At 53.2% G+C, this 25,640-nt stretch carries 20 protein-coding genes and 1 riboswitch; of the genes, 8 read left to right on the top strand and 12 right to left on the bottom strand.

Annotated elements, in window-relative coordinates:
* Nucleotides 1–9: 9 nt before the first annotated feature.
* The 5 genes from LX87_RS04865 to LX87_RS04845 form a co-directional block, all read right to left on the bottom strand.
* On the bottom strand, nt 10–534 hold the full coding sequence (locus LX87_RS04865; RefSeq protein ID WP_111627018.1) for a hypothetical protein: 525 nt from the start codon (nt 532–534) through the stop codon (nt 10–12).
* A 36-nt stretch (nt 535–570) separates the two neighbouring features.
* Nucleotides 571–924, bottom strand: coding sequence for a PadR family transcriptional regulator (locus LX87_RS04860; RefSeq protein WP_111627017.1), 354 nt, complete (start codon nt 922–924; stop codon nt 571–573).
* Nucleotides 925–1,073: 149 nt separating this feature from the next.
* A complete protein-coding gene (metH, locus tag LX87_RS04855) occupies nt 1,074–4,802 on the bottom strand; it encodes a methionine synthase (RefSeq protein WP_374755113.1) in 3,729 nt (1,242 codons plus the stop codon).
* Between the two features lie 166 nt (nt 4,803–4,968).
* Nucleotides 4,969–5,075, bottom strand: a riboswitch (SAM riboswitch).
* Between the two features lie 81 nt (nt 5,076–5,156).
* Entirely contained in the window at nt 5,157–5,519 is a 363-nt protein-coding gene (locus LX87_RS04850; protein ID WP_111627015.1) for an SxtJ family membrane protein, read from the bottom strand.
* A 30-nt stretch (nt 5,520–5,549) separates the two neighbouring features.
* On the bottom strand, nt 5,550–7,412 hold the full coding sequence (locus LX87_RS04845) for a carbamoyltransferase family protein (protein WP_111627014.1): 1,863 nt from the start codon (nt 7,410–7,412) through the stop codon (nt 5,550–5,552).
* Between the two features lie 171 nt (nt 7,413–7,583).
* Here LX87_RS04845 and LX87_RS04840 point away from each other — a divergent pair, with 171 nt between their 5' ends.
* Both LX87_RS04840 and LX87_RS04835 read left to right on the top strand, forming a co-directional pair.
* The gene (locus LX87_RS04840; RefSeq protein WP_111627013.1) at nt 7,584–8,471 is read left to right on the top strand and encodes a Ppx/GppA phosphatase family protein; all 888 of its coding nucleotides are present in this window, start codon (nt 7,584–7,586) and stop codon (nt 8,469–8,471) included.
* 47 nt (nt 8,472–8,518) lie between these two features.
* Nucleotides 8,519–9,481, top strand: coding sequence for a GNAT family N-acetyltransferase (locus LX87_RS04835; protein WP_111627012.1), 963 nt, complete (start codon nt 8,519–8,521; stop codon nt 9,479–9,481).
* Here LX87_RS04835 and LX87_RS04830 read toward each other — a convergent pair whose 3' ends face one another.
* The 4 genes from LX87_RS04830 to LX87_RS04815 are packed head-to-tail and all read right to left on the bottom strand — an operon-like array spanning nt 9,482 to nt 13,717.
* Entirely contained in the window at nt 9,482–10,990 is a 1,509-nt protein-coding gene (locus LX87_RS04830) for a lipopolysaccharide biosynthesis protein (RefSeq protein WP_111627011.1), read from the bottom strand.
* 14 nt (nt 10,991–11,004) lie between these two features.
* Complete coding sequence (locus LX87_RS04825; RefSeq protein ID WP_111627010.1) at nt 11,005–11,898, bottom strand: class I SAM-dependent methyltransferase; 894 nt, start codon at nt 11,896–11,898, stop codon at nt 11,005–11,007.
* Nucleotides 11,895–12,995: a glycosyltransferase gene (locus tag LX87_RS04820; RefSeq protein WP_111627009.1), complete on the bottom strand. Its 1,101-nt coding sequence runs from the start codon at nt 12,993–12,995 to the stop codon at nt 11,895–11,897. Before LX87_RS04820 ends, LX87_RS04825 begins: the two co-directional genes overlap by 4 nt.
* The gene (locus LX87_RS04815; RefSeq protein ID WP_111627008.1) at nt 12,992–13,717 is read right to left on the bottom strand and encodes a class I SAM-dependent methyltransferase; all 726 of its coding nucleotides are present in this window, start codon (nt 13,715–13,717) and stop codon (nt 12,992–12,994) included. Before LX87_RS04815 ends, LX87_RS04820 begins: the two co-directional genes overlap by 4 nt.
* A gap of 253 nt (nt 13,718–13,970) precedes the next feature.
* Between LX87_RS04815 and LX87_RS04810 the strand changes: the two genes are divergently transcribed.
* The 3 genes from LX87_RS04810 to LX87_RS04800 all read left to right on the top strand — a co-directional run bounded on the left by LX87_RS04810 (nt 13,971) and on the right by LX87_RS04800 (nt 17,001).
* Nucleotides 13,971–14,873: a glycosyltransferase family protein gene (locus LX87_RS04810; RefSeq protein ID WP_146624426.1), complete on the top strand. Its 903-nt coding sequence runs from the start codon at nt 13,971–13,973 to the stop codon at nt 14,871–14,873.
* Nucleotides 14,874–14,992: 119 nt separating this feature from the next.
* Nucleotides 14,993–15,733, top strand: a complete 741-nt coding sequence (locus tag LX87_RS04805) for a class I SAM-dependent methyltransferase (RefSeq protein WP_111627006.1) — start codon at nt 14,993–14,995, stop codon at nt 15,731–15,733.
* On the top strand, nt 15,730–17,001 hold the full coding sequence (locus tag LX87_RS04800; RefSeq protein WP_111627005.1) for a glycosyltransferase family 4 protein: 1,272 nt from the start codon (nt 15,730–15,732) through the stop codon (nt 16,999–17,001). The genes LX87_RS04805 and LX87_RS04800 overlap by 4 nt, the downstream gene beginning before the upstream one ends.
* Before the next feature lie 69 nt (nt 17,002–17,070).
* Here LX87_RS04800 and LX87_RS04795 read toward each other — a convergent pair whose 3' ends face one another.
* A complete protein-coding gene (locus LX87_RS04795; RefSeq protein WP_111627004.1) occupies nt 17,071–17,808 on the bottom strand; it encodes a class I SAM-dependent methyltransferase in 738 nt (245 codons plus the stop codon).
* A 57-nt stretch (nt 17,809–17,865) separates the two neighbouring features.
* Between LX87_RS04795 and LX87_RS04790 the strand changes: the two genes are divergently transcribed.
* The 3 genes from LX87_RS04790 (at nt 17,866) to pfkA (ending at nt 20,594) form a co-directional block, all read left to right on the top strand.
* Nucleotides 17,866–18,615, top strand: coding sequence for a glycosyltransferase family 2 protein (locus LX87_RS04790; RefSeq protein ID WP_111627003.1), 750 nt, complete (start codon nt 17,866–17,868; stop codon nt 18,613–18,615).
* Nucleotides 18,616–18,746: 131 nt separating this feature from the next.
* Nucleotides 18,747–19,406 (top strand): phosphatase PAP2 family protein, encoded by a 660-nt coding sequence (locus tag LX87_RS04785; protein WP_111627002.1) that lies wholly within the window; start codon nt 18,747–18,749, stop codon nt 19,404–19,406.
* A 213-nt stretch (nt 19,407–19,619) separates the two neighbouring features.
* Nucleotides 19,620–20,594 carry a 6-phosphofructokinase gene (gene pfkA / locus LX87_RS04780; RefSeq protein WP_111627001.1) on the top strand — a complete coding sequence of 325 codons (975 nt, stop codon included), beginning with the start codon at nt 19,620–19,622 and terminating at the stop codon, nt 20,592–20,594.
* A 119-nt stretch (nt 20,595–20,713) separates the two neighbouring features.
* Here pfkA and LX87_RS04775 read toward each other — a convergent pair whose 3' ends face one another.
* Both LX87_RS04775 and LX87_RS04770 read right to left on the bottom strand, forming a co-directional pair.
* Complete coding sequence (locus LX87_RS04775; RefSeq protein ID WP_111627000.1) at nt 20,714–23,140, bottom strand: ABC transporter permease; 2,427 nt, start codon at nt 23,138–23,140, stop codon at nt 20,714–20,716.
* 32 nt (nt 23,141–23,172) lie between these two features.
* On the bottom strand, nt 23,173–25,557 hold the full coding sequence (locus LX87_RS04770) for an ABC transporter permease (protein ID WP_111627487.1): 2,385 nt from the start codon (nt 25,555–25,557) through the stop codon (nt 23,173–23,175).
* Between the last annotated feature and the right edge of the window lie 83 nt (nt 25,558–25,640).

Genomic DNA, 25,640 nt, shown 5'->3' with positions numbered 1-25,640 from the left:
AGGGGTAAGTTACCGGGCAATCCGGTATTTCTGCTGAATATTCTGGCGAACGCAGGTGCCAAGGGCGTAGGAGAAGCAAATCAAACCCGCCGTCCAGATTGCGCCCCAAACGCTCAGGTAATTCCATTTTCCGGCGCTGAAACTCGCCAGCAGCGACATCATCATCATGACCAGCCCGACCGTCATTAACATCGCCATCAGCAGCGAATACCGGTATTCCTGCCGCAGATCGTAGGCTCCGTAGGCTTTGTTTCGAAACTGGAACACAATGTCGTCCAAATCCGCCTGCTGGAGTTGCTTTTCGGAGAGCGTCAACTCAATCTGATACGTTTTGCGCAGGTACTTAAAAGCCTTGGGGCTGGCTTCAAGCTGTACTTTTTCCAGCGCCGTTTCAAACGGAAGGCCGATCCACATGTAGTGCTCCACCTCACAAGCCAGGTGATCGAGGAGTTCTTCAAGCAAGGCTTCGTCGGTGCCGTTCCGAAGCAGGTGACGGTGTAACGTGTCTATTTGCTGCGGGCTGAGCTTTTCCATGTTTCTAGCCGATTTAGAAGTTAGTCATTCGGGATGTTACTGCCCCAGCGACAAAGCCGGTGCGGGTTGGAGGAGGTGTTTCATCACTTCAACAAACCGCTCAAAATCAGAGACTTTCTGAATAGCAGCTTCGTTGCCACGCGGAGTTAGCGTATAGTATTTGCGCAGTCGCCCATCTACTTCTACGGATTCCGTAATTAATAAACCCTCCTGTTGCAATTTATGCAAAACCGGATATAACGCCCCAAAGGTGAGAATGACCTCCCCCTGCGTACGTTCCTTAACGGACTGTGTGATTTCATAACCATACATCCGGCCCCGCTCAGTCAGCAGTTTCAACACGATTGTTTTGAGGGTTCCCCGCAAAAATTCGTTGCCTGATGGTTCCATTGGCTGAAAAGCTAAATTGTGAATTGATTCGTCTCCAGCAAATATATAAAAGATTCCAATATATCCTACAAAAAATAAAAACTTTCATAAGAAAGTTTTTATTTTTTGCTGTTACTGATAAACTATTCCAGCGTTGTATAATGCTAGTATTAGGCGTCGTACGACAGCACCGGCGACAACCAGCGCTCCACTTCCTCCACGCTCATGTTTTTGCGCTGGGCGTAGTTAAGCACCTGATCCTTATTGATTTTCCCAACCGCAAAATACCGTGAAGCCGGGTGTGAGAAATAAAAACCGCTTACCGACGAAGCCGGGTACATCGCAAAACTTTCCGTTAGTTCGATGCCAATCTCGCCCGCATTCAGCAGTTCGAACAACGTGGCTTTTTCGGTATGATCGGGACAGGCCGGATAGCCCGGTGCCGGACGAATGCCCTGGTATACTTCCTTGATCAGTTCCTCGTTGGTCAGGCTTTCGCCGGTTGCATACGGCCAGAACTCCGTCCGCACCCGCTTGTGCATCAGTTCGGCAAAGGCTTCGGCCAGCCGGTCGGCAATGGCCTTGATCATGATGCTGTTGTAATCGTCGTGGTCTTTCTCGAACTCCTCGATCAGTTTTTCAATACCGATTCCGGCTGTCACGGCAAAACCGCCGATGTAATCCGTATGACCCGTTTCCAGCGGTGCCACAAAATCCGACAGGCAGAAATTGGGCAGACCCGGCGCTTTCTGGTTTTGCTGCCGCAGGAAGTGCAACACGGTTTTGGTATCGTACATCAGCTCACCGACGGATTTCTGTTCGGCTTTAGCCTCCGCCAGATGGCTCAGTTTGTATTCAATATGGGTATGCGAACCGTGCCGCTCACAGGGAACCTCGCGGGCAATTTCTTCAAACTCGTGCAACAGAATATCATCTTCCGCCGAGTTGGCCGGAAAAAACCCAACCACGGCTTTCGCTTTCAGGAGCTTTTCGTCAATAACGCGCTGCAACAGCCGGTTGGCATCATCGTACAACCGCTTTGCTTCCTGACCCACCACGGCGTCGTCAAAAATCATCGGGTATTTGCCGTGCAACTGCCACGTCTGGAAAAATGGCGTCCAGTCGATGTATTCTGCAATTTCTTTCAGGGAATAATCCGGAAAATACCGGTTGCCCAGGAATTGCGGTTTTACTGGCTCAAAGGCCGACCAGTCAATAGCGGTTTTGTTTTTGCGGGCCGCGTCGATGGTCAGGTAATTTTTGTCCTGCTTCCGTTTCGCATGATCCGCGCGTAGTTTGACGTATTCGGCTTTGATTTCCTGAAAAACCTGCTCGCGGGTGCTTTCCTGCTCGCTGGTAAGCCGTCCGGCCACGGGCACGCTCCGGCTGGCGTCCAATACGTGAATCACCGGCCCCGAATAATGCGGATCAATCTTGACGGCGGTGTGAATCCGGGAGGTGGTGGCCCCACCGATCAGCAACGGCAATTTGAAGCCCTGCCGCTCCATTTCTTTTGCCACGCCCACCATTTCGTCGAGCGAGGGCGTAATCAAACCGCTCAGGCCAATAATATCGACGTTATGTTTTTTGGCTTCCTCCAGAATTTTCTGGGTCGGCACCATCACGCCCAGGTCAATGATTTCGTAGTTGTTACAGCCCAGCACAACGCCGACAATATTTTTACCAATGTCGTGCACATCGCCTTTGACGGTTGCCATCAGAATTTTTCCGGCGGCTCTGGCGCCTTCCTGCTTGCTGGCTTCGATAAACGGCAGCAGATAAGCCACGGCTTTTTTCATCACCCGCGCCGACTTCACCACCTGCGGCAGAAACATTTTTCCCTCACCGAACAGGTCGCCTACCACGTTCATACCGTCCATCAGCGGCCCTTCAATGACCTCAATCGGGCGCTCAAACTGCTGCCGGGCTTCTTCGGTATCCTGATCAATGTACTCGGTAATCCCGCGAACCAGCGCGTGTTTCAGCCGTTCGGCCACGGGTTCCAGCCGCCAGCTTTCGTCCTGCACCACGGCTTTGCCTTTCGCTTTAACGGTTTCGGCAAACTCGACCAACCGCTCCGTAGCGTCGGGACGACGGTTCAGGATTACGTCTTCGCAGTATTCGAGCAGGTCTTTCGGAATCTCGTCGTACACCGCCAGCTGACCGGCATTCACGATGCCCATGTCCATACCGGCTTTGATGGCGTAGTACAGGAATACCGAGTGCATGGCTTCCCGCACTACTTCGTTGCCCCGGAACGAGAACGAAATGTTGGACACCCCACCGCTCACCTTCGCCAGCGGCAGGTTTTCCTTAATCCAGCGAGTGGCATTGATGAAGTCAACGGCGTAGTTGTTGTGTTCTTCAATACCGGTCGCAACGGTCAGGATGTTGGGGTCGAAAATGATGTCCTGCGCCGAAAAACCGACCTTATCGACCAGAATCCGGTACGCCCGTTCGCAAATTTCGATCCGCCGTTCGTAGTTGTCGGCCTGACCGGTTTCGTCGAACGCCATCACCACAGCAGCGGCCCCGTAGCGTTTAATCAGTTTGGCCCGTTCAATGAACGCTTCCTCACCTTCTTTCAGCGAAATCGAGTTGACGATAGCTTTCCCCTGCACACATTTCAGACCGGCTTCAATCACCTCCCACTTCGAGGAGTCGATCATGATGGGCACGCGGGCAATGTCCGGTTCGGAGGCAATCAGGTTCAGGAAGGTAGTCATCACCTCTACCGAATCCAGCATTCCCTCGTCCATGTTGATGTCGATTACCTGCGCACCGTTCTCCACCTGCTGGCGGGCCACGGCCAGGGCCGCATCGTAATCACCGGCTTTAATCAACCGCGCAAACGCTTTTGAACCCGTCACATTCGTCCGCTCGCCGACGTTGACGAAGTTGGTCAGTTCCGTAATTTTCAACGGTTCCAGCCCACTCAGTTTCTGGTACGGTTCGGGCTGCGGTTTCGGGCGGGGCGCGTATTTGGCCACAGCCTGGGCAATCGCCCGGATGTGATCCGGTGTTGAACCGCAGCAACCGCCCACGATGTTCACAAAACCGTCCTGTACAAATCCTTCCACCTGGGCCGCCATTTCAGCCGGCGACTGGTCGTATTCGCCCATTTCGTTGGGCAAACCGGCATTCGGATACGCCGAGGTATAGAACGGCGATTCTTTCGCCAGCGTCTGCACATAAGGCCGCAACAGTTCGGCGCCCATCGCGCAGTTCAGGCCAATGCTGAGCAGCGGCAAATGCGATACCGAGTACAGAAACGCTTCCGTCGTCTGCCCCGAAAGGGTACGGCCCGACGCGTCGGTGATGGTTCCCGAAACCATGATCGGCAGCGGCTGCTGGCCTTTGTCCGAGAAGTATTTGTCAATGGCAAACAGCGCGGCTTTGGCGTTGAGCGTATCCGTGATGGTTTCGATCAGCAGCAGGTCGGCCCCGCCTTCGACCAGACCGGAAACCTGCGTATAAAACGCTTCCACCAGCTGATCGAACGTAATGGCCCGGTAACCGGGATTGTTTACGTCGGGCGACATGGAAGCCAGCCGGGTGGTTGGCCCCATCGCACCGGCCACAAACCGGGGCTTGTCGGGCGTCAGGCGGGTCACCTCTTCGGCTACCTCTTTCGCAATTTTCGCCGACTGGTAGTTGAGTTCATACACCAGCTCCTCCATGTGGTAATCGGCCATCGCCACCCACGTACCGCTGAAGGTATTGGTTTCGATGATATCCGATCCGGCGTCGAGGTACTGGCGGTGGATTTCCTTGATAATGTGCGGCTGCGTAAGGGAGAGCAGGTCGTTGTTGCCCTTCAGTTCGTGCGGCCAGTCGGCAAACCGTGTGCCCCGGTAATCTTCTTCCCCCAGCTTATAGCGTTGAATCATGGTACCCATGGCACCATCCAGTAGCAGGATGCGCTGTTGAAGGAGGTCGGTTATTTTTTCCAAGTTAGTGTATCAGTTATTGTTACAGACCAATGCCAATTGTCCGTCGGTAACGAAATAGGTGCAAATTATGGGACGCAGCTTATCGAAGAAAGGAAGCGGGGTGCAGGCTTTCAACTTATCTGTCCCCGTCGTCGGGGCGGAATTTGGCACCTTTTTCAGGGGTTTGAATGGTTGCCAAGACTTCATTGGGTCCAATCCCTCCGTCTTTCTCGATAAGCATTTGACAAAAATAGAAAAAGCACCGGTTTTCGCCAAACCGGTTTTGATGAGGCAAACAGACGGGCGCTTCAAAAAATTCCGCTACCAGGTATGTTCCAGATCGTCTTTGGTATAGGTATGATCTCGTTCGTGGTACAGGGAGTCACTTTCAGGCCGTTTAATCGCCAGCGGATTTTTGGTCGTGCGTCGGTACAGCCACGCAATGGGCACCAGAACCAGCCCGAATAAAACCGTCAGAATAATTTTGCTGTTTACAAAGCCGAGCCCTTCGGCCAGCTTAAACCACAGCCAGGCAATGCCGTTCCCGGCCGCCGGAACCAGCACGCTCAGCAACCCCACGGCAGAAGCTGCATAAAGCCAGTAAACGGAGTTAAACACAAAATACAACACAACCAAACCGGTTACGATTACCAACTGGGCCTTTGCGCGATCTAAGGTGCTCATTGTGTATACGTTACGATATAGGTTCGGTCGTCAATCCAGCACAAACTCGTTCTTCCATTCCTCCTTTTCCGGCCAGTCGGGCTGCTGTTTTTTATCAAACCAGTAATTTCCAACGATCAGATAATCCATTTCCGTGCGCATGAAACACCGGTAAGCATCGTCGGGCGTGTTGATGATGGGTTCGCCCCGAACATTAAAACTGGTGTTGACCAGCACCCCGCAGCCCGTCCGCTTCTTGAACGCATCAATTAACTGCCAATACCGCGGATTCGTAGTTTGGTGTACGGTTTGCAGCCGGGCCGAGAAGTCAATGTGCGTAACCGCTGGCAAATCAGACCGTTGGTAATAGAGTTTGTCCCTCAGGGAAAGACCGGAATAATCGGCAGGCAACGATTTTCGACGGTTTTCCCGAACCGGATGCACCAGCAGCATGTAGGGCGAACAACCGCCGTAGTCGAAATAGTCAGCACAATCGTCGGCCAGCACCGAGGGCGCAAACGGCCGGAACGACTCGCGGTATTTGATTTTCAGGTTTAGTTTTTGCTGCATATCGGCACTACGCGGATCGCCCAGAATGCTCCGGTTTCCCAGCGCCCGGGGGCCAAACTCCATCCGTCCCTGCACCCAGCCGACAACGTGTTCACTGGCCAGCAAACGGGCGGTTTCTTCGCACAATTCGCCAAAATCGTCGTAGCGGACGTAAACGGCTTTGTATTTTTTCGCCATCAATTCCACCTCCAGATCCGAAAACGTCGGTCCCAGGTACGACCCGTGCAGCGCATCGTCCTGATAATCGATCACCCGTTTCTGGCCGAAATAAATGTGGTAAGCCGCCAGAGCCGCCCCCAACGCGCCCCCGGCATCTCCGGCTGCGGGCTGAATAAAAATATTTTCAAAAATACCGGCTTTTTGCAGCTTTCCGTTTGCCACGCAATTGAGCGCAACGCCCCCCGCCAGCACCAGATTGTCGGTATTGGTCAGCCGCCGGGCTTCGCGGGCCATCTTCAAAACTACCTCCTCGGTTACGCGCTGTATGGCCAGCGCCAGGTTGCCGTGTTCCGCGTTCAGTTCGTCCTCCGGGTTTCGCCGGGACAGGCCAAACAGGGCTTCCCACTTTTTTTCGTGGACCATCCGCAGCCCCGTCGCGTAGTCGAAGTACTGCTGACTGAGCCAGATCGAACCGTCGTCCTTCATTTCGACCAGACTGGTTTTAATCAACTCCACATACCGTTCGACTTCCGGTGAACAGGGATCGCCATACGGCGCCAGTCCCATCAGCTTGTACTCGCCGGAATTGACCCGAAAACCCAGAAAATACGTAAAGGCCGAATACAGCAGGCCCAGCGAGTGCGGAAAATGCTGCTCTTTCAACACCGTTATGTCTTTTCCGCGACCCAAACCGATGGAAGCCGTTGCCCACTCCCCCACCCCGTCGATGGTCAGAATAGCGGCTTTTTCAAACGCGGAGGGATAAAACGCGCTGGCCGCGTGGGACAGATGATGTTCGGGAAACAGGAGTTTAACGGGTTTGCGGGCATCGTAACCCAGCTTTTTCAACTCGTTGCGGAGCAGCCGTTTCAGAAACAGCTTGTCTTTCAGCCAGACCGGCATGGCCGTCAGAAACGACCGCAAACCGCGCGGGGCAAAGGCATAATAGGTTTCCAGCAACCGCTCGAATTTCAGCAGCGGTTTGTCGTAAAAAACAATCGCATCCAGCGCATTCAGCGTCGTTCCGCCGTATTCCAGGCAGAACCGGACGGCATTTGCCGGAAACCCGGAATCGTGTTTTTTACGGGTAAATCGCTCCTCCTGCGCAGCCGCCACAATCCGCCCGTCTTCGATCAAAGCCGCAGCCGAATCATGGTAAAAAGCTGATATTCCTAGTATTGTCATAAGAAAAGGCCGCTACCGGATCAAATCACGGCAAAGGTAACGAGAGAGCCCTTCATTTCTGCACGGTATTTGCGGTACGTGCCACACCATAGAAAAGCCCTTTTATTGCGTCTACGGAACGTAAATTGACTATATTTGGGCGTTTCAGTAACCACTTTTCCCAACGTCACCTTGAAAGTTGCTGCTATCGATATCGGTTCCAACGCGGCCCGTCTCCAGATCTCTACGGTTCTACACGCCGACGACGGGGTTAGCTTTAAAAAGGTTGAATACGTCCGTTTTCCGCTCCGGCTCGGCCACGATGTGTTTAATTTTGGCGAGATTACGCCGGAGAGCGAGGTTCGCACCAACAAACTGATGCAGGTTTATAAACTGCTGATGGAACTGCACGAAGTGGAGGACTACATGGCCTGCGCCACGTCTGCCATGCGCGAAGCCGCCAACGGCCACAAAGTAGCGACCCGCATCAAGGAGCTGACCGGCATTGAAATCACCATCATCGACGGTCAGAAAGAAGCCGAACTGATCAACAATGTGGTGGTGCAGGCGCTCGATGAACGGCAGTTTCTGCACATCGACGTGGGGGGCGGCAGTACGGAACTGAACCTGTATCTGAACCGGAAAAAAGTTAATTCGAAGTCGTTCAAAATCGGCTCCGTGCGGCTGCTGGAAGGCAAAGAAACCAAGGGTGCCTGGAACAAGATGCGGGAATGGGTGGAGGAAAATGTGCAGAACTCCCAGGAACTGGTAGCCGTTGGAACGGGTGGTAACATCAACAAGATTTTCAACCTCGTCTCAAAGGTGGACGACACGACCACGCTGGCCGAAATTGAACGGATGCGGAATTATATTTCGGGATATAGCCTCGACGACCGGATCAACAAGCTGCGCCTGAATGCCGACCGCGCCGACGTGATTATTCCGGCGGCTGACATTTACATTTCGGTGATGAAATGGGCCGGTGCCGATACCATCATCGTGCCCGATCTCGGTCTGAAAGACGGAATTATTCAACTGGTCCACGATCGCTGGATTAAAAAACAGCAAAAAAAGAAATAACAACGTGGTGCTGCAACGGCCTTCGTTTCTCCCACGTTCAACGCGCCGTGTACACCCTGCTTTCAATCGAAAATCCACTTTCTGAACAGTTTCCGGCGTTTTACCGCGACGGTTTTCTGTTTTTGCAGGCCCGCCATCTGCTCCATCAGCCCTGCCGACCGCTTCATTATCTGGCTCTGATCAACGCAGAAACTGGTGTGGCCGACGCCCACTGTGCATTTTTTGTCCGCGATGGCTGGGTGGTAAGCCCGTGTGCGGCTTCGTTCGGGTCGGTTGAATTTTCGGAAAACGTACCGGATGCCGCGATCCGTCAGTTGATTGATGCTGTAGTAATGTCTAGTAAAAAGTTACTAGATGCTGATAAAAAGTTACCAAATTTTGGAGTTCGTCTGGTCAATTATCCGGACTTTTACTTACCCAGTCAGGCGCAGCGGCTTCGTCATCTGCTTCTGAACGCCGGTTTTACGGTCTGTTACGAAGAACTAAATCAGCATATTCCGGTTGATAACCGTCCGTTTATCGATCACGTACATCCTCCAGAGCGCCGACGGCTGCGAAAATGCCGACAGGCCGGTTTCACCACCCAGATTTGGGAAGATCCGGATGTTGACAAACTATTTACGCTGATTCAAAAAGCACGCCATAGAAAAAGCCTGCCTGTAACAATTCAGAGCAAAAATCTTGCCAGCTTACTAAGCAATTTCAAGGATGTTTGTCCGGTTTTTACCGTCAGAAATGGCGAGCAACTCATTGCCGCCTGCATTGGAATTCGGGTCACGCCCGACATTCTCTACTACTTCCTGCCCGCCGATCACGAAGATTACCAGCAATTTAGCCCGTCGGTGCTGCTCATCGAATCCCTGTATGACTATTGCCGACAACACGGTATTTCGTGGCTCGATCTGGGTATTTCGACCAGCCGGGGTATTCGGAACGAGGGATTGATTCGCTTCAAGCGGCAGTTGGGCGCGGTCGAAACGCCGAAGTTTGTGTACGAGATGCGGCTTTAATTATCGCTGCCGGAACGCCCGTACCTGCCCCCAGAGCGAACCCGCCAGCCCGTTGACGTCCTCCGACACCCGCAGCCACAACACCAGCCCCGCAAACAGCCCCGTCAGAATCAGGGAGCGTAGCGCGATACTTAAGAGCGTTATCCACAACGACCCGCTCCACTCGGGCAGCAGCAGCGACACGCCGTACACCAGCGCCAGCACCGCAACGGCCTTCACGCCCGAAAACGTAAACGGTAGAATTCGGAAGAATATCCAGACCATGCCCACTTTACTCAGGGCAAAGATCAACGTCGTAATCGTGGTGGCTAAAGCCGCTCCGTTGATGCCGTAGCGCGGAATAAAATAGGAATTAGCCCCGATGGCAAGGCAAGCCATCACAATCATCAGGTAGGTTGCGTACCGGAAATATCTGGAGTAGTTGATGATTTCGCCGTTTACGCCGGTTGCCATTTCGAACAGTTTCGCCGACGCCAGCAACAGCACCACCATCTTGCCCTGGCTATAGATTTCGGCCTTCGGCAAGATGCTGAAAATACCGTCGATGTTGGTCCAGATCAGCAAAAACACGAAACCGCCCGCCAGTAACTGATTGAGCGACGATTTGTGGTACAACTCCTGAACGTGCGCCATGTCGTTCTGACGCAGTGAATTGGAAACCAGCGGAGTTGAAATCTGTGTGATGGTTTTTCGCGGTATTTCGATAATTCCGGCGATGTTCGTCGCAATGATAAAAATAGCGGCATTCGCCAGCCCTTTTCCCCCGGAAAGCATGGTCCGGTCGATAAAATAAACGACCTGCGTACCCACCCCGCCCATGACAATAAACAGCCCAAAATACAGCATCTGCCGAAACAAACCGCCTTTTAACTGACCAAAATCAAATTGTAGCGAAAACTTGCCCAGTTGATAAATATAGAACAGCAAAATGACTACCGCTAAACCGTGAATTCCGATCACCAGATACAGCATCCAGTCAAAACTATACCAGCCCAGTCCAAACATCAGAATCACCAGCACGTTCGCCAGTTTCAGATAAACTTCGCGGACAAAGGTTGGAATGGCAATGCGGGCGTTGTTACGGCAATAGGCTTCCAGAACGGAAATGTAAATCCAGAAAATGGTAAACGGGATGACCAGAATATGGTACGGGATCAGCTTCGCGGATTTTTCGGCAAAATAGCCTTTAATCTGCTGTTCAAAACCGAGGTAGGCGGCTATAAACAAACTAATCCCGATGAGCGGAAAAGCGAGTAGGAAGCCTAAAAACCCGTTGTTTTTGGTTTTATCATCCCGAAAATAGCTAAAAAAGCGATCAGTAATAAATGGGGTTCCCAGGTGGGCAAAGGCCGCAAAAAGAATGCTGTTTTCCAGCAATAGCCGTGAAATGGCCAGTTGATCGGCTTCCAGAAACTCCAGCGAAACATACAACTGGTTAATGATCCCGATGCCGACTCCGATGTACGAACCGACGCTGGCTTTCAGGCTTTGACGAATGACAATTCCCATGTATTCTGATTAACTCACTTTCGATAAATTGCCACCACCGTCGCACCGTCGGACATAATGGGCAGGCGTTTGGCAACGAAGCGGGTGCTTTTGTACACCAGCGTGGTCAGCAAATTCCGGCCCAGATTTTTCTCCAGCCACAGCCGGTAGCCCAGACTCCGGTGCGTGACCGTTGCGGGCTCGTTGCGGGTTTCGACCACCTTCAGGCCCATCAACTCCCCGGCATACCGCAGCGACGTAGGGTCCCAGAGCAAGGTGTGGTGGGGCGGCAGGTTTAGCGTGTGGTACGGGTCTTCGCGGAAATAATAGGAGGCATTGTTCGGCACGCCGATGGCCAGCAAACCGCCCGGTTTGACGCACTGAGCCGCCTGCCGGAAAAACTCGCCGACGTTGTTGACGTGCTCAAATACCTGAAACGCGCACACCACATCATATTGACCGGCGTGCTGCTCCGCGTGAATCTTCAAATCTTCGTTGATGATGTTAACGCCGATTTTTTTTCCGTACGCAATCGCATCATCGTTCAGTTCCAGACCCAGCCCGACGGCCTCTTTTTCGGGCAGCCGTTTCAGGAAATAACCGTTACCGCTCCCGATTTCCAGGACCCGATCACCCGATTGAATGTGCTGAAAAACCGTCTCATGCTCCCATTTCCACGGACTGTAGTAGCCTTTGTAATGCTGGCCCAGATCGGCGTAAAAAGCCGCGTCGCCCGCCAGCGAAAACGGGTAATAAAACCGCAGTTTCGACCGATTGCATTCGTAAATCATCACCTCATCCAACCCGGCAAAATACCGGCTGACATCCATCCCGAACTGCTCACGATACCGTTGTTCGATGGTGCGGGCGTTCAGGCTCCGAACGGGCGAAACATCCGGGGAATTGGTCAATGGTGAGATCACGGTCATAGTTCCAGAATGTGTTTGAGAGCGTTGATGCGGTCGCTCATTTCGTATTCATGAATCATTTTCTGGCGGGCGTTCCGGCCCAGTTCTCCGGCCAGCTTTGGCTCATCCAGCAACTGGACCATGTGGTTCGCCATCGCCTGAAAATCGCCTTCCTCGACCAGAAAACCGGTTACGCCGTGCTCAACGGCTTCCTTGATTCCGGCATGGCGCGTACTAACGATGGGCAAACCAGCCGCCGACGCTTCCAGTACGGTATTGGGCGTCCCTTCCGAATCGCCGTTTACCGGGTTCACCATCGAATGCTGGGCGTACAGCCGCGCCTTCCGGTGCCATTCGGCAATTTCTTCGGCGGGTTTCACACCCAGCAGGCTAACGGCGTATTTTAACTGCAACTGGTCCACCAGCTTTTTACATTCTTCAACTAACTCGCCGGTGCCAATCATTACCAACTTTGCGTCGGGGTGCCGGTCCAGCACTTTATCAAACGCCCGAATGGTCAGTTGGGGCGCTTTTTTGGCCGTAAACCGCCCGACTGAAACAATTACTTTATCCGCCCTTTCCGGTTCGGCCCCGGAGAAGAATTTCGTTTCAACTCCGTACGGATTCCGGTGGACTTTGGCTGGGTCGCCCCCCAATCGAATAAGCTGCTCCACCATGTCATTGGATACCGCCACAATCGCTTTGGCCTGTGCGAAAAGTTGACGGTAGGCCGCCCCGTATTTCCGTAACGTTTCCTTATCCACGGCGTCGAACCCGTGAAAATGCACCACCAACGGCACACCCGCCTTCCGGCAAGCGGCCATTACGGCGCAGCCCGTCGGACCGTATTCAGCCAGTACCACATCCGGACGGTTTTGCCGGAGATACCGGGTCAGGAAATGCGTGTAAAAAGCCGGATACAGAAACGACAAACCCCGTTTGACACCCACCCGAATCGGCTCGGCCAGCGGCATTTGGATGATTGAATCGCCGTCTTTGGTACGATACGGTCGCCAGCCGCCGGAAAGCGTCAGTTCCGGTTTGAGGTTTGCTATATGGTTGTAAATAAACGTCTCCGAAAAGCTATTTTTGTTCGGATAGGCAATGCAGAGCTTCATAGTTTCCTCCCAACGACCAGATACGTACACGCGTCCTTGTCCTTTGTTTCCTGCGAGGTCGTTTTATCAAACAAACTGATCGACGCCTGCATCACCAACGCGAACGGCGGCCACAGCCAACGCGGTATTTTAAACAGAAAACCGTCCTGAAACAGTTGCAGCCCCATCGCCGACCGGCCAATAATTCCCCGGAACGAGACGATTTCAAACCCGTTGCGAGCTACAATTTTTTGCAGCCCCGATGAGGTCCACCGCCAGTAGTCGGTGGGGTCGGGGTGATACATCCAGTAACCGTGGGTGGTCAGCAGCAGCAAACCGCCGGGTTTCAGAATACGGCAGGCTTCCTGCAAATACCCTTCCGGATCTTCGACGTGTTCGAGCACCTGCGTCGACAGCACCACGTCCACCTGCGCATCGGGCATGTTGATGCGGCTGTCGGAGCCAATATAGACATCCGCGTGCGGGTTCCAGTCGAGGTCGATGCCGATGTACTGCACCTGTTCGGGCGGAAAAAGCGAGACGTACGGTTTGGTGCCGCAGCCGTAATCGGCCAGTTTAATCCGGCCCGTTTTCGTCATCGGATCGATAAACGTAGTTTTGGCATACTGCACCAACTCCCTCAGTTTCATGAGGTAATACCGTCGGGGATTGGTCAGTGGAGGTTTAATCCGGTAGTGCTCAGACGGGTCGTCCGGCATCGCTTCAGCGCGGATTGTTGTCATAATAAAGTCTAAACGTCGTGGTACCGCCCGGGCTGCTAATCAACTGATTTGATGGGCTCCTGCGGGTAAGCCCGGCGCAAAGATACCACTTTTGTACAAGCAGGCCCGACTGCTTTTTCGATGCGGGTCGAAATCCTGCACGCAAAGAAAGCAGAGACGATGCAAATAATTGAGTAATCTTGCAATTAGTTTGAAGGATACGGTATTGGGTAGCGACTACCCAAATGCTGTCATCGGAATACCGGCTATTGAAATGACTCTCGCTCCCATTGTTTTATTCTGTTACAACCGCGTCGATCACCTGCGCGAAACCATCCAGTATTTAGCGGCCAACCCGTTGGCAAAAGACAGTACGCTGTATGTTTTTTCGGATGGTCCTAAGACAAATTCAGCCACCGCCAAAGACGATGCCGAACGGGTGCAGAAGGTACGGGATTACCTGCCAACCATCGAAGGCTTTGCGGACGTTCGCATCAAAGCCGCCGAAACCAATCAGGGCCTGGCCAACTCCGTCATCCGGGGCGTTACGGAAGTAATTGCGCAGCACGGCCGCGTGATTGTCATGGAAGACGATATTATTTGCACGACCGATTTCCTGGCGTTCCAGAACGCGGCTTTGGACTTTTACGAAAACCACCCGCTCGTTTTTTCGATTTCGGGGTATTTGTATCCGTTCACGATTCCAGCCACGTATTCCAGGGACGTTCTGCTGTTGCCCCGCGCGTCGTCGCTGGGCTGGTCGACCTGGAAAGACCGTTGGGAACTGGCCGACTGGTCGGTACCTGACTACGCCGATTTTATCCGCAATCCGGAAGCGCGCCGGGCGTTTTCGGCCAGTGGCAGCGACCTGATTCCAATGTTCGAGAAGCAGCAAAAGGGCCTGATCAGCTCCTGGGCCATTCGCTGGAGTTACACACATTTCAAGCAAAAACGGTATTGCCTCTACCCCATCCGGTCGAAGGTGGAGCACATCGGTTACGACGCCGGAACCAACTTTGGCCGGTTCAGCCGACACCACAACACGGCCCTGCACGAAGGAAAAATTCAGTTAACGTCAGACGTGCAGCCCGAGCCGGAAATGGTTCGCAACCTGAAACGATACTTCCGCCCGAGCCTGATCCGCCAGGCTATCAACCGCTACAAGTACGGTATCTAGCCCCATCCCCGTTCGGGGTTGCGGGACGACTTTAGCGGCTGGCGGTTTCGATTCTGTGCGAGAGTGACTATTTTTGTCGGGATGCGGGACCGCTGCCTGCTCCTTGATTCACTACGGCTTTGACACTAACCGACCGCACATTCTGGCTCAATTACTGGGAATCGAAAGAAGGGTTGATTTTTAAAGTACCAAACAAATACCCCTTTTTGCCCCTCATTCGGCAACTGGCAACAGCCCGGCCCACCCATTCGGCGCTGGAACTGGGCGGTTTTCCGGGCTATTATTCGGTCTGGATGAAAAAGCACCTGAACACCGACACCACGCTGCTCGACTACGTTGTCCATCCGAAAATTCTGCACGATCTGGAGCGGGCCAACGGGTTGCCGGAAGGCTCAGTGGGCGTTATCGAAACCGATTTGTTTCAGTATACCCCACGACAGGGCTTTGACCTGGTGATGTCGAACGGCCTGATCGAGCATTTCGACGATACGGAAAATATCATTGAAAAGCATGTGGAATCGCTCAATCCGGGTGGAACGCTGCTTGTTACCCTGCCCAACTTTCGCGGGCTGAACGGCTGGTTTCAGAAAACCTTCGACCCGGAGAATTATGCCAAACACAACATCCAGTCGATGGATCTGGACCGATTGCGAAAAGCGGGTGAGCGGCTGGGGCTGAAAAACATTCGGGTGTATTATGACGGTCGGTTTATGCTCTGGCTGGAACGGGAACACGAAAAGCCGTTGCTGGGCCGGATACTGAAAAAAGTGCTCTGGCTGCCGTTAAAGGTGTTCTTCAAACTGGTTCCGGTGGAAACCAAAGCGTTTTCGCCTTATATCGTCCTGACGGCTACCAAATGAAGGTTCTTCATCTGAGCACCTACCACCGGGCGGGCGGGGCTGCCATTGCCGCCAATCGGCTCAATCAGGCGCTGAACCGAGCGGGTTTGCCATCGCAAATGCTGGTGGCCGAAACCTCGATCGACGAACCGTCGGTGGTTTCGCTGGCCCGGACAGGCTGGCAAAAACGCTGGGCTACGGCCCGGTTTGCGCTCGACCGCCTGACGTTTGTGCCCTTTGAACGCAGCCGCGCCGTTCGGTTTGCCTTTTCCCCCGCCCTGATCGGTACTGACATTAGCGACCACCCGCTCGTTCGGCAGGCCGACATTCTGCACCTGCACTGGACCACGTTCGGCTTTTTATCCACCCGCTCGCTGGGCAAACTGTTCGCGCTGAGAAAACCGGTGGTCTGGACCATGCACGATATGTGGTCGTTTACCGGTGGCTGCCACCACAGCGGTACCTGCGAACGGTATCAGCAGCAGTGCGGCCACTGCCCGTTCCTGCGCAATCCGGCGCCCGACGACCTTTCCCACGGCGACTGGCTCCGCAAACAACAAGCCTACGAAAATGCCCGGTTAACGCCCGTTGGTTGCAGCCAGTGGCTGGCCAATCGCGCCCGGCAGAGCAGCCTGTTCGGGAATCTGGCGGTTAAAGCCATCCCCAACCCACTTGATACCCAATTATTTTCTCCGCTGGAAAAAACCGCAGCCCGGCAAGAGTTGAACGTCTCGACAGACAAACGACTCATTCTGTTTGCTGCCGCCAAAGTGTCGGCGCTGGGCAAAGGGTTTTCGTATTTCCAGCAGGCGCTTCACTCCTTACACCAACAACTGGCCCGGCCTGAGGAGGTGGAATTGCTGATCTTCGGCGGTGGTGACGAAAGCTTGTTGCAGGACCTACCGTTCCGGTATCACTTTTTAGGCTCGTTGAGCAACCTGCGGCAAATCGTGGCCGCTTACAGTGCCGCCGACCTGTTCGTGATTCCTTCGCTGGAAGAAAATCTGCCAAACACGATTATGGAGTCGATGGCCTGCGGAACGCCGGTAGTGGGCTTTGAGGTGGGCGGTATTCCCGAAATGGTGCATCACCAGCAGAACGGCTATCTGGTACAATACCGTTCGGTGGACGATCTGGCCAATGGGATGCAGTGGATTCTGGAGCAGCCTGCCACGGCTTACGAACAACTGGCCGCAAACGCCCGCCAGCACGTAGTGACGAATTACGACGAAACCGTGGTTGCCCGGCGCTACATCGAGCTGTATAAGAGTGTTGTTACACAGAGTTAATCAGAGGGAATCAGAGAAAACTCCGGTAAACTCTGATTCCCTCTGATTAACTCTGTGTAATAAACTTCCCTAGAAAATAGCCAGATCACTTTTTTTCCGGCACAAAACCGCGAAGGCACTCGGCTTGATTTTCCGCAACGGCGGCACGGATTTCAGAATCTGCGTTTTCAGCCAGATGGCCCAGAACGCCAGTGCATTCGGTGCCGAATGCCGGATGGCGGCTGTGTCGTAAAAAACGCTATGCTCCGCCAGAATTTCGAAACCCTCGGATTTGAGCAGGAATTTAAACAGGGAGGGCGTGAAAATATTGATGTGGCCGTACGACAGAAAGTGGTCGGTTTTCCGGTCGACGAAAAAGCTGAAGTCAATAGGCACTTCGAAAAACTGGTACTCTGACACCCGAGCGATTTCGCGCAGCAGCAACCGGGGATGTTCGACGTGTTCGATGACGTGCGAGCAGGTTGCCAGCGGAAACTCCTTTTCTCCGTACGGTATTTTGTAACCGTCGAAAAGCTGCACATTCTGCAACGTACTCAGGCCCCGCTCCCGGATTCGGCTGGCCCCGCTTTCCGAGATTTCCAGCGAATACAGGGCCGGGCAAAACCGGGCCTGATCGAGCTGCTGCAACACGGCACCGTCGCCCGAACCCACGTCCAGCATCTTCGGGAAGTTGTAGGATTGACACAGACGACGAATGGTTTCGGCCTTCATCCGCGCACCCATATTCCGCCAGGTCCGGTCAGAATCAGCGTATTGGGACCGGTACGCATCCTGAAGCGCCGACGAAGTTGTTGAATTCGTTTCCATTCAGCCGTTGGTTAGCACGTAAAATTACCGTTTTTTTGCAAATTGCGCCACGCAGCTATGCCCTTACTCTCAATCATTACCGTCACCTACAACGCCGAACGGTTTCTGGAACGCACAATCCAGAGCCTGATCGCCAATCAGCCGGGCGACGAGGTGGAGTATCTGATCATCGACGGCAACTCGAAAGACGGTACCCTGGACCTAGTACGGAAATACGAAAACCACATCAGTCGCTGGATTTCGGAGCCGGATCGCGGTTTGTACGATGCCATGAATAAGGGCCAGCAACTGGCGACGGGCGACTACGTGTGGTTTATGAACGCCGGGGATGAAATTCATGACGCCACAACGGTTGCCAACCTGCTGCATCAGATCCGGACTAATCCCGCCGATATCTATTACAGCGATGCCCTGTTTGTTGATGAAACGGGAAAACCGTTAGGGTTGCGTTCCCGGGTAACGCCCCATACGCTACCCCACCACCTGACCTGGCGCGATATGGCGATGGGTATGAAGGTGTGCCATCAGGCTTTTATTGCCCGACGGAGCCTGGTTCCCGATTTTTGGGTCGATAATCTCAGTGCAGACATCGATTGGGAAATTCGCTGTTTAAAAGCCGCCCGAACAATAGTTTGGCTCGATTTTATCTTGTGTAAATACCTGACTGGTGGCTTGTCTGTTCAACGCCACCGGCAATCGCTGGCCGATCGGTTTAAAGTACTGGCAACGCATTTCGGAACCGCGACGACACTATGGAACCACGTCCGAATTGTGGAGCGGGCGGTACGGTTTCGGTTTGCGAAATGAAGCCCTAACGTCGTTAAAAAGATTGGCGGGAGAAGTACTTTGGTTTTGTAAAAACTCATCGCTTTAGCCGTGGGTACAGGAGGCAACGCTTCCGGTTATCCAAACGGCTTTAACCGATTTAATTTCACATCATGGCTCAACGCATACGGTTTCTTTTCTTATTCTGGCTCACGGCTTTTCGGTTGTTTGCCCAGACGGCGGGTGATTCCATTCCGACCGAACGACGGTATCCGTTAAAGGCCTTTATCGTTCCGGCGGCACTGGCGGGTGTGGGAACCGCGCTGCTGGGCCATCCGACCCGCGAACCCTTTACCTCAACCGGCCACGTCAGTGCCGCCGACGATTACCTGCGGTTTGGACCTTATGGGCTGCGGGTAGCGTTGCAGGCAGCGGGCGTTAAACCGGCCATTAAACTGGGCGACGAAATTGCCGTGACGGTTTTATCAAATGTTGTCATGGGTGGTGTCACGGAAGGACTCAAGCGCACGGTTCAGTCGACGCGCCCCGATGGTTCCAATCGGCGGTCGTTTCCGTCCGGGCACACGGCGGTGGCCTTTACGGGTGCCGAACTGCTCCATCAGGCTTATAAACACAAAAGTCCCTGGATCAGTATTGCCGGTTACGCGATGGCAACGGCCACCGGTGTGTTACGGGTTGCCAATGAAAAACACCATTGGGCCGATGTTTTGACCGGGGCAGGGATTGGGATTGCGTCGGTGAAGATAACGTATGCCGTTTATCCGGTGATAAAGCGAAAGTTGAAACGCCATCGCAAGCAGCCTGATAAGTAATCACAAACAACTCATTCCCAATCGCTTATTGAGCGTTTTTGAATAAGTAATCCGGTTAAAAAAAACGACTTTGGACTTTACGAAAGTATTAAATTCGTTTTTCATTGAGCACATTTGTCGGTTTGTCCGAAAATGAAAATAAATTTGCGGTTCGCAAGCGAAAGGCAAACGAATATCTTTTTGCACACTGAAAATTTAAAATAGACTTTTATCATGAAGCGCGTAGCTGTTTTTACTTCCGGCGGTGACGCCCCCGGCATGAATGCCTGCATTCGGGCGGTTGTCAGGGGAGCAGTCTACCACGGCGTCGAGGTGTTCGGCATCCGTCGGGGGTACAACGGAATGATTAACGGCGATATATTCCCCATGACGTCCCACTCGGTTAGTAACATCGTTCAACGCGGAGGGACTATCCTGAAATCAGCTCGCAGCAAAGAGTTTATGACCCCCGAGGGCCGCAAAAAAGCCTACGATCAACTGATGAGCCACGGCATTGAAGGGTTGATTGCTATCGGCGGGAACGGGACTTTTACCGGAGCTTTAAAGTTTTTTGAAGAATATCATATTCCAACCGTCGGAGCGCCCGGAACCATCGACAACGACCTCTACGGAACGGATTATACCATTGGCTACGATACGGCTGTCAACACGGCCTTGGAAGCCATCGACAAAATTCGGGATACGGCCGACTCCCACGACCGGGTGTTCTTTATTGAAGTAATGGGCCGCGACTCGGGGTACATTGCCATCCAGTCGGGAATTGCGGGCGGTGCCGAACTGGTGATGGTACCCGAAGTGCTGACACCCATTCCGGAAGTTGTCGAAACGCTGAAACAGGGCTGGAGCCGGTCGAAATCGTCGTCCATCATTATCGTGGCGGAAGGCGACGTAGAGGGCAATGCCGTCGTGCTGGCCGAACAGATTCGGGAGCAGGTTGGGGTTGACATCGATATGCGGGTTACCACGCTGGGCCACATTCAGCGCGGGGGCGTTCCCACCGCCTACGACCGGATTCTGGCCAGCCGCCTGGGTCTGGGAGCCCTGGAGGGATTAATGGAAGGCCAGAAAAACGTGATGGCCGGTATCGTCAATAACGAACTGATTTATACTCCTTTTATTGACACCATTAAACTGCCGAAGCCGATCAATGAAGATCTGCTGCGGATGGTGCGGATTCTGAGTGTTTAGAACAAAACCGTAGTTGGATGGATTGCGATCCTTACCCAATGAAAAGGGAGCCGAAAACGGCTCCCTTTTTTCTTGCGAATCCAAACGCAGATTGGACGGATTCAAACGCTCTGGGTGCCTCACTCCGCTCGCAGCGACTTCACCGGATTGGTCAAAGCGGCTTTGATCGACTGGAACGATACCGTCACAAACGCAATGACCACGGCGACAACACCAGCGACGGCAAACACCCACCAGGGCACATCAATTTTATACGCAAAGTCTTCCAGCCACTGATTCATGCCGTACCAGGCAATCGGTGTCGCAATCAGAATAGCAATCAGAACGAGTTTGAGAAAATCCTTCGACAACAGGCCCACAATGCTGGTGGCGCTGGCACCCAGGACTTTGCGAACGCCAATTTCCTTCGTGCGTTGCTCGGCCATGAAAGCCGCTAACCCAAACAGGCCCAGACAGGCAATCAGAATAGCCAGCACCGAAAACGTCAATACAATCTGACCAACACGCTGTTCGGCACGGTACATCGAATCAAAACTGTCTTCCAGAAAGGAATAATTGAAGGGCATACCCGGCGCCATTTGTCGCCACTTCGCTTCCACCTGTTTGACCAGCGCCGGAATATCCTGACTACTGATCCGGAATGAAACCGCCCCACGGGACGGATCCATGAAAAAGGCCACCGAACCGATGTTCTGCCGAAGAGACTCAAAATGGAAGTTTTTTACCACACCAATAACCGTGTAGGTTTTGAAAACCGTCCCTTCATCGTCTAGCATTCGCGCCACCCGCTGGCCAATCGGGTCCTTAAAGCCAAAAATTTTGACGGCGGTTTCGTTTAGAATAATGGCGGAGGAATCGGCCCCAAACTCCCGTGAGAAGTTCCGGCCCTGGGCCATTTCCATACCCAGCGTCGGGATATAGTCATGATCGACGGCCCACAGTTGTGAAGAAACCGCCTTGGCCTGATCAATCTGGCCTTCCGGAAACAGCGGGCTGTCACTCCGATCCGACGGTACGGGCAGGTAGCTCGATAACGAACCCGATACCACACCCGGAAGTTTCAATATCTCCTCTTTAAACGCCTGCGCCTGCTTATCCAGTGCGTAGGCTTCATTGATGGTCAGCACCTGATCGCGTTTGAAACCCAGTTTGGTGGTCTGGATGAAGTTAATCTGTCGATAAACCACCATCGTGCCGATAATCAGAATAACCGACATCATGAACTGAAACACCACCAGACCGCTCCGCAAACCGGCGCTTTTTAACCCCAGGTTGACCTTTCCCTTCAACACGCTGATGGGCCGGAACGACGACAGAAAGAATGCCGGATAACTGCCCGCCAGCAAACCGACTACCAGCGGCAGAATCAGTAAAACCGGCAGGAACTGGGGTACAAACAGGCTGTCAATGGTCAGTTGTTTGGCCGAAATTTGATTGAAGAACGGCACCGTCAGGGCCACGATCACCAGCGCTAATCCCATTGCCAGAATGGACATCAATATCGACTCGGTCATGAATTGCCCGATCAGTTGCCGCTGCACGGATCCCAGCACTTTCCGGACGCCCACTTCCTTCGCCCGGTTGGCCGAGCGGGCCGTCGAAAGATTCATGAAATTAATACAGGCAATCAGCAGAATAAATACCGCCACCGCCGAGAATACGTAGACGTACTGAATGTCGCTGTTGGGTGCCAGTTCAATGGTCTGCTTGGAACGCAGGTGAATATCAGTCATCGGAATCAGCGAGTAACTAATTCGGTTACCCGATTGCCGAAGTTGCTTAATGGCTATTCCCAGAAAAGTTACCACCTGCGGTCCGACGTATTTTTGAATGATGGTTTCAAAGTTCTGATTAAACGTCCGGTAGTCTACTCCCTCTTTCAGCAAAACGTACGTATGATGGTTGTTGCTCAGCCACCGCCCCCACTCGTAATTGTCACTTCGCATACTGATGAAATAATCCGTCCGGAAATGCGAATTCGTGGGCATATCCCGCATGACACCCGTTACCCGGCAGGTCAATTGATTATCAAACACCAGCGATTGCCCCATCGGGTTCTGGTTGCCGAACTGCCGTTTTGCGGCCGACTCACTGATAACGACGGTATTGGGTTCGACCAGCGCCCGTTTCGGATTTCCGGCCACCAGCGGCAACGTAAAGACGTCAAAAAGCGTCGAATCCGCAAAAATGATGTCTCTTTCCCGCAGGCTGTTCAGTTGTCCCGCCCGTTTGACCAGCCACGTACCCCGTCCGTGTAACCGCACGAAGTTCTCCACCTGCGAATAATCTTTCAGCAAGGTTGGCCCCATCGGGTCGGGCGACACGGCCATGTGCATATCATTGCCGCCAAACTTGATGTCGCTGTTGACCCGGTAAATGCGGTTAGCTTTTTCGTGGTAGCGGTCGTAGCGCAGTTCATCGATCACATAGAGCGTAATCAATAGACAGCAGGCCAGCCCAACCGCCAGCCCAAAGATGTTGATGAATGTAAAGCCCCGCTGCTTACGGAGGTTACGAATAGCGATTTTGATGTAGTTGCGTAGCATGGTTTTAAAGGCCGTGAATCGTCCTGATCGTTTTATTCACTCCGCAGTGACTTTACGGGATTCGCCACGGCGGCTTTTAGGGATTGATAGATAACGGTTATCCAGCAAATGAACAGGGTGAGCGCACAGGCCATCACGAAAACGCCGACGCCAATTTCGGTTTTGTACGGAAAATGCTGCAACCACCGGTCCATCGAATACCAGGCCACCGGAATGGCGATGGGAAATGAAAACAGCACCAGTTTGGTAAAGTCTTTGGAAAGTAAGAACACGACGTTGGAAACCGACGCCCCCAGCACTTTCCGAACGCCGATTTCCTTTACCCGCTGCTCGGTTGTGAACGTCGCCAGGCCAAACAGACCCAGACAGGCAATCAGAATCGTCAAGGTCGAGAAAGCCGTAAAGACGCGCCCACGGAGTTCGTCGGCCCGGTAGGCCGATTCAAAATCCTGATCCAGAAAACGGTATTCAAACAACCGGTCGGGGTAGGTTTCGCGCCATTTTTGCCCGATAAACGCCACCGTCTTGTCGGCATTCTTCGCATCGATCTTGATGTGTACCACCCCATTATTCGGACGGTATACCATAATCATCGGTTCGATGGGGCTGTACAACGACTGCTGGTGAAAATCTTTCACCACACCCACCACTTTCGCCGTCGGCGGAGATGGCTGACCGGCTTGCGGCAACCCGCCCAGCAGCACCTTCTTGCCCAGCGGTTCTGTCCAGCCCATGCGCTTGACGGCGGCCTGGTTGATCAACACGCCGTTCGTGGTATCGGCAGGAATATCGGCGGAAAAATCCCGCCCGCTGACCACTTTCATGCCCATCGTTTTCAGATAATCGTGGTCAATGCCCATCGGTTTGAATCCCATCTCTTTCAGGCCGGTATTGGACTCCACCGCAAAAATAACGCGCCCGCCAATGTTGCTGGTCGGCGACGAAGCCGTGGCAACGCTGCGAATGTTCGGGTTGGTCAGGAGCGCCGTCCGCAGTGCATTGTAGCGGTCGCGGGGTTGACCATCCTGGTAGTCGACGGTCAGCACCTGCTCGCGGTCGTACCCCAGGTCCTTGTTCCGCATGTAGTTCAGTTGCTGATAAACAATCCAGGTGCAGATGAGCATGATCAGCGAAATGGAAAACTGGGCGACCACCAGCGTTTTCCGGAAGAAACTGCCGCCTTTGGCATTAAACGAGCCTTTCAAAACCGTTGCTGGTTCAAAAGAAGACAGATAAAAAGCGGGATAACTGCCGCTGATGAATCCGGTAAAAACCACGATGGCCAGCGCAATGAGCAGAAACTGCGGCTGCAACAGCTCCCGGAACTGAATCTCTTTACCCGAAACGGTATTGAAAAACGGCAGCAGCAGAGCCACAAAAATGAGACTGGCTGTCAGGGCCAATACCGTCATCAGTACCGACTCGGTCAGGAATTGGGCCATCAGTGCCTTTCGGAGCGACCCCATCACTTTCCGCAGACCGACTTCCTTGGCTCGCTTGGCCGAGCGGGCCGTCGAAAGATTCATATAGTTGATACTGGCAATCAGCAACATAAAGAAAGCCACAGCCGCAAACGTATACACGTACCCAATGTCTCCGCCCGCTTCCCCGTCCAGTTTGGAGTGCAAATGAATTTTGGTCAAGGGTTGCAGTTCATAGGTAATTTTGATGCCCATCCGCTGGAAAATCGACGCCATGTGCTTCTCGTAGAGCTGCGGAAATTTGCTTTCCAGAATCTTCGTGTCAAAGTTTTCGGGCAGCAGCAGGTAGCTCACCACGTAAAAATTACCCCAGTAATCTGCCTGACGCTCGTTCGGGCCGAGCGCGAACAAGGCGTTGAAGGTGAAGTGTGAATTTTTGGGAACATCTTCAATTACGCCCGCAACTTTGTAAAACGTTGTATCGTTCGTTTGCAGCGATTGGCCCAGGGCCGGTTGGTTTCCGAAGAATTTACGAGCCGTCGTTTGCGTCAGAACGACATTGCCGGGCCGGTCTAAAGCCGTTTTAGGATCACCTTCAATGAACGTGTAGCTGAATACGTCGAAAACCGTCGAGTCGGCGGCATACACGTCGGTTTCGTAAAACCGCTTTTCACCCCGCCGGAACATCACCCGACCGTATGGAAAAAACCGTACGTAATTTTCGACGAACGGGTAATCCTGCCTGAGCGTTTTCGCCAGTGGGGCCTGTGTATCCCGCCAATGGTTGATTTTATCCGGTTCCGTGATGTTTGAAACAATCCGGTAAATCCGGTCGCGCTTTTCGTGGTAGCGGTCGAAGCTCAGTTCATCGGTCACGTAGAGCAGCAGCAACAGGCCACAGGTGACGCCGATGGTCAGGCCCAGAATATTGATCAGGCTGTAGAATTTGTCTTTCAGAATATTCCGCCAGGCAATGGTCAGGTAGTTTCGCAGCATAAAAATCATCGGAGGAGGTTAGGCTACCAATCCCCGTTCAACTTTTATGCCGACGAAACCATCCCACTGGCTTACAGCTATTT

Source organism: Larkinella arboricola (assembly GCF_003259745.1).
Lineage (GTDB): Bacteria > Bacteroidota > Bacteroidia > Cytophagales > Spirosomataceae > Larkinella > Larkinella arboricola.
Note: the sequence above shows the minus strand (reverse complement) of the source record. Positions and strands in the feature narration are given on the sequence as shown.

Excerpts from the sequence above, each read along its gene's own strand:
- LX87_RS04865 (WP_111627018.1), bottom strand. The coding sequence starts at position 534 with ATGGAAAAGCTCAGCCCGCAGCAAATAGACACGTTACACCGTCACCTG.
- LX87_RS04860 (WP_111627017.1), bottom strand. The coding sequence starts at position 924 with ATGGAACCATCAGGCAACGAATTTTTGCGGGGAACCCTCAAAACAATC.
- metH (WP_374755113.1), bottom strand. The coding sequence starts at position 4,802 with ATGGGTACCATGATTCAACGCTATAAGCTGGGGGAAGAAGATTACCGG.
- LX87_RS04850 (WP_111627015.1), bottom strand. The coding sequence starts at position 5,519 with ATGAGCACCTTAGATCGCGCAAAGGCCCAGTTGGTAATCGTAACCGGT.
- LX87_RS04845 (WP_111627014.1), bottom strand. The coding sequence starts at position 7,412 with ATGACAATACTAGGAATATCAGCTTTTTACCATGATTCGGCTGCGGCT.
- LX87_RS04830 (WP_111627011.1), bottom strand. The coding sequence starts at position 10,990 with ATGGGAATTGTCATTCGTCAAAGCCTGAAAGCCAGCGTCGGTTCGTAC.
- LX87_RS04825 (WP_111627010.1), bottom strand. The coding sequence starts at position 11,898 with ATGACCGTGATCTCACCATTGACCAATTCCCCGGATGTTTCGCCCGTT.
- LX87_RS04820 (WP_111627009.1), bottom strand. The coding sequence starts at position 12,995 with ATGAAGCTCTGCATTGCCTATCCGAACAAAAATAGCTTTTCGGAGACG.
- LX87_RS04815 (WP_111627008.1), bottom strand. The coding sequence starts at position 13,717 with ATGACAACAATCCGCGCTGAAGCGATGCCGGACGACCCGTCTGAGCAC.
- LX87_RS04810 (WP_146624426.1), top strand. The coding sequence starts at position 13,971 with ATGACTCTCGCTCCCATTGTTTTATTCTGTTACAACCGCGTCGATCAC.
- LX87_RS04800 (WP_111627005.1), top strand. The coding sequence starts at position 15,730 with ATGAAGGTTCTTCATCTGAGCACCTACCACCGGGCGGGCGGGGCTGCC.
- LX87_RS04795 (WP_111627004.1), bottom strand. The coding sequence starts at position 17,808 with ATGGAAACGAATTCAACAACTTCGTCGGCGCTTCAGGATGCGTACCGG.
- LX87_RS04790 (WP_111627003.1), top strand. The coding sequence starts at position 17,866 with ATGCCCTTACTCTCAATCATTACCGTCACCTACAACGCCGAACGGTTT.
- LX87_RS04785 (WP_111627002.1), top strand. The coding sequence starts at position 18,747 with ATGGCTCAACGCATACGGTTTCTTTTCTTATTCTGGCTCACGGCTTTT.
- pfkA (WP_111627001.1), top strand. The coding sequence starts at position 19,620 with ATGAAGCGCGTAGCTGTTTTTACTTCCGGCGGTGACGCCCCCGGCATG.
- LX87_RS04775 (WP_111627000.1), bottom strand. The coding sequence starts at position 23,140 with ATGCTACGCAACTACATCAAAATCGCTATTCGTAACCTCCGTAAGCAG.
- LX87_RS04770 (WP_111627487.1), bottom strand. The coding sequence starts at position 25,557 with ATGCTGCGAAACTACCTGACCATTGCCTGGCGGAATATTCTGAAAGAC.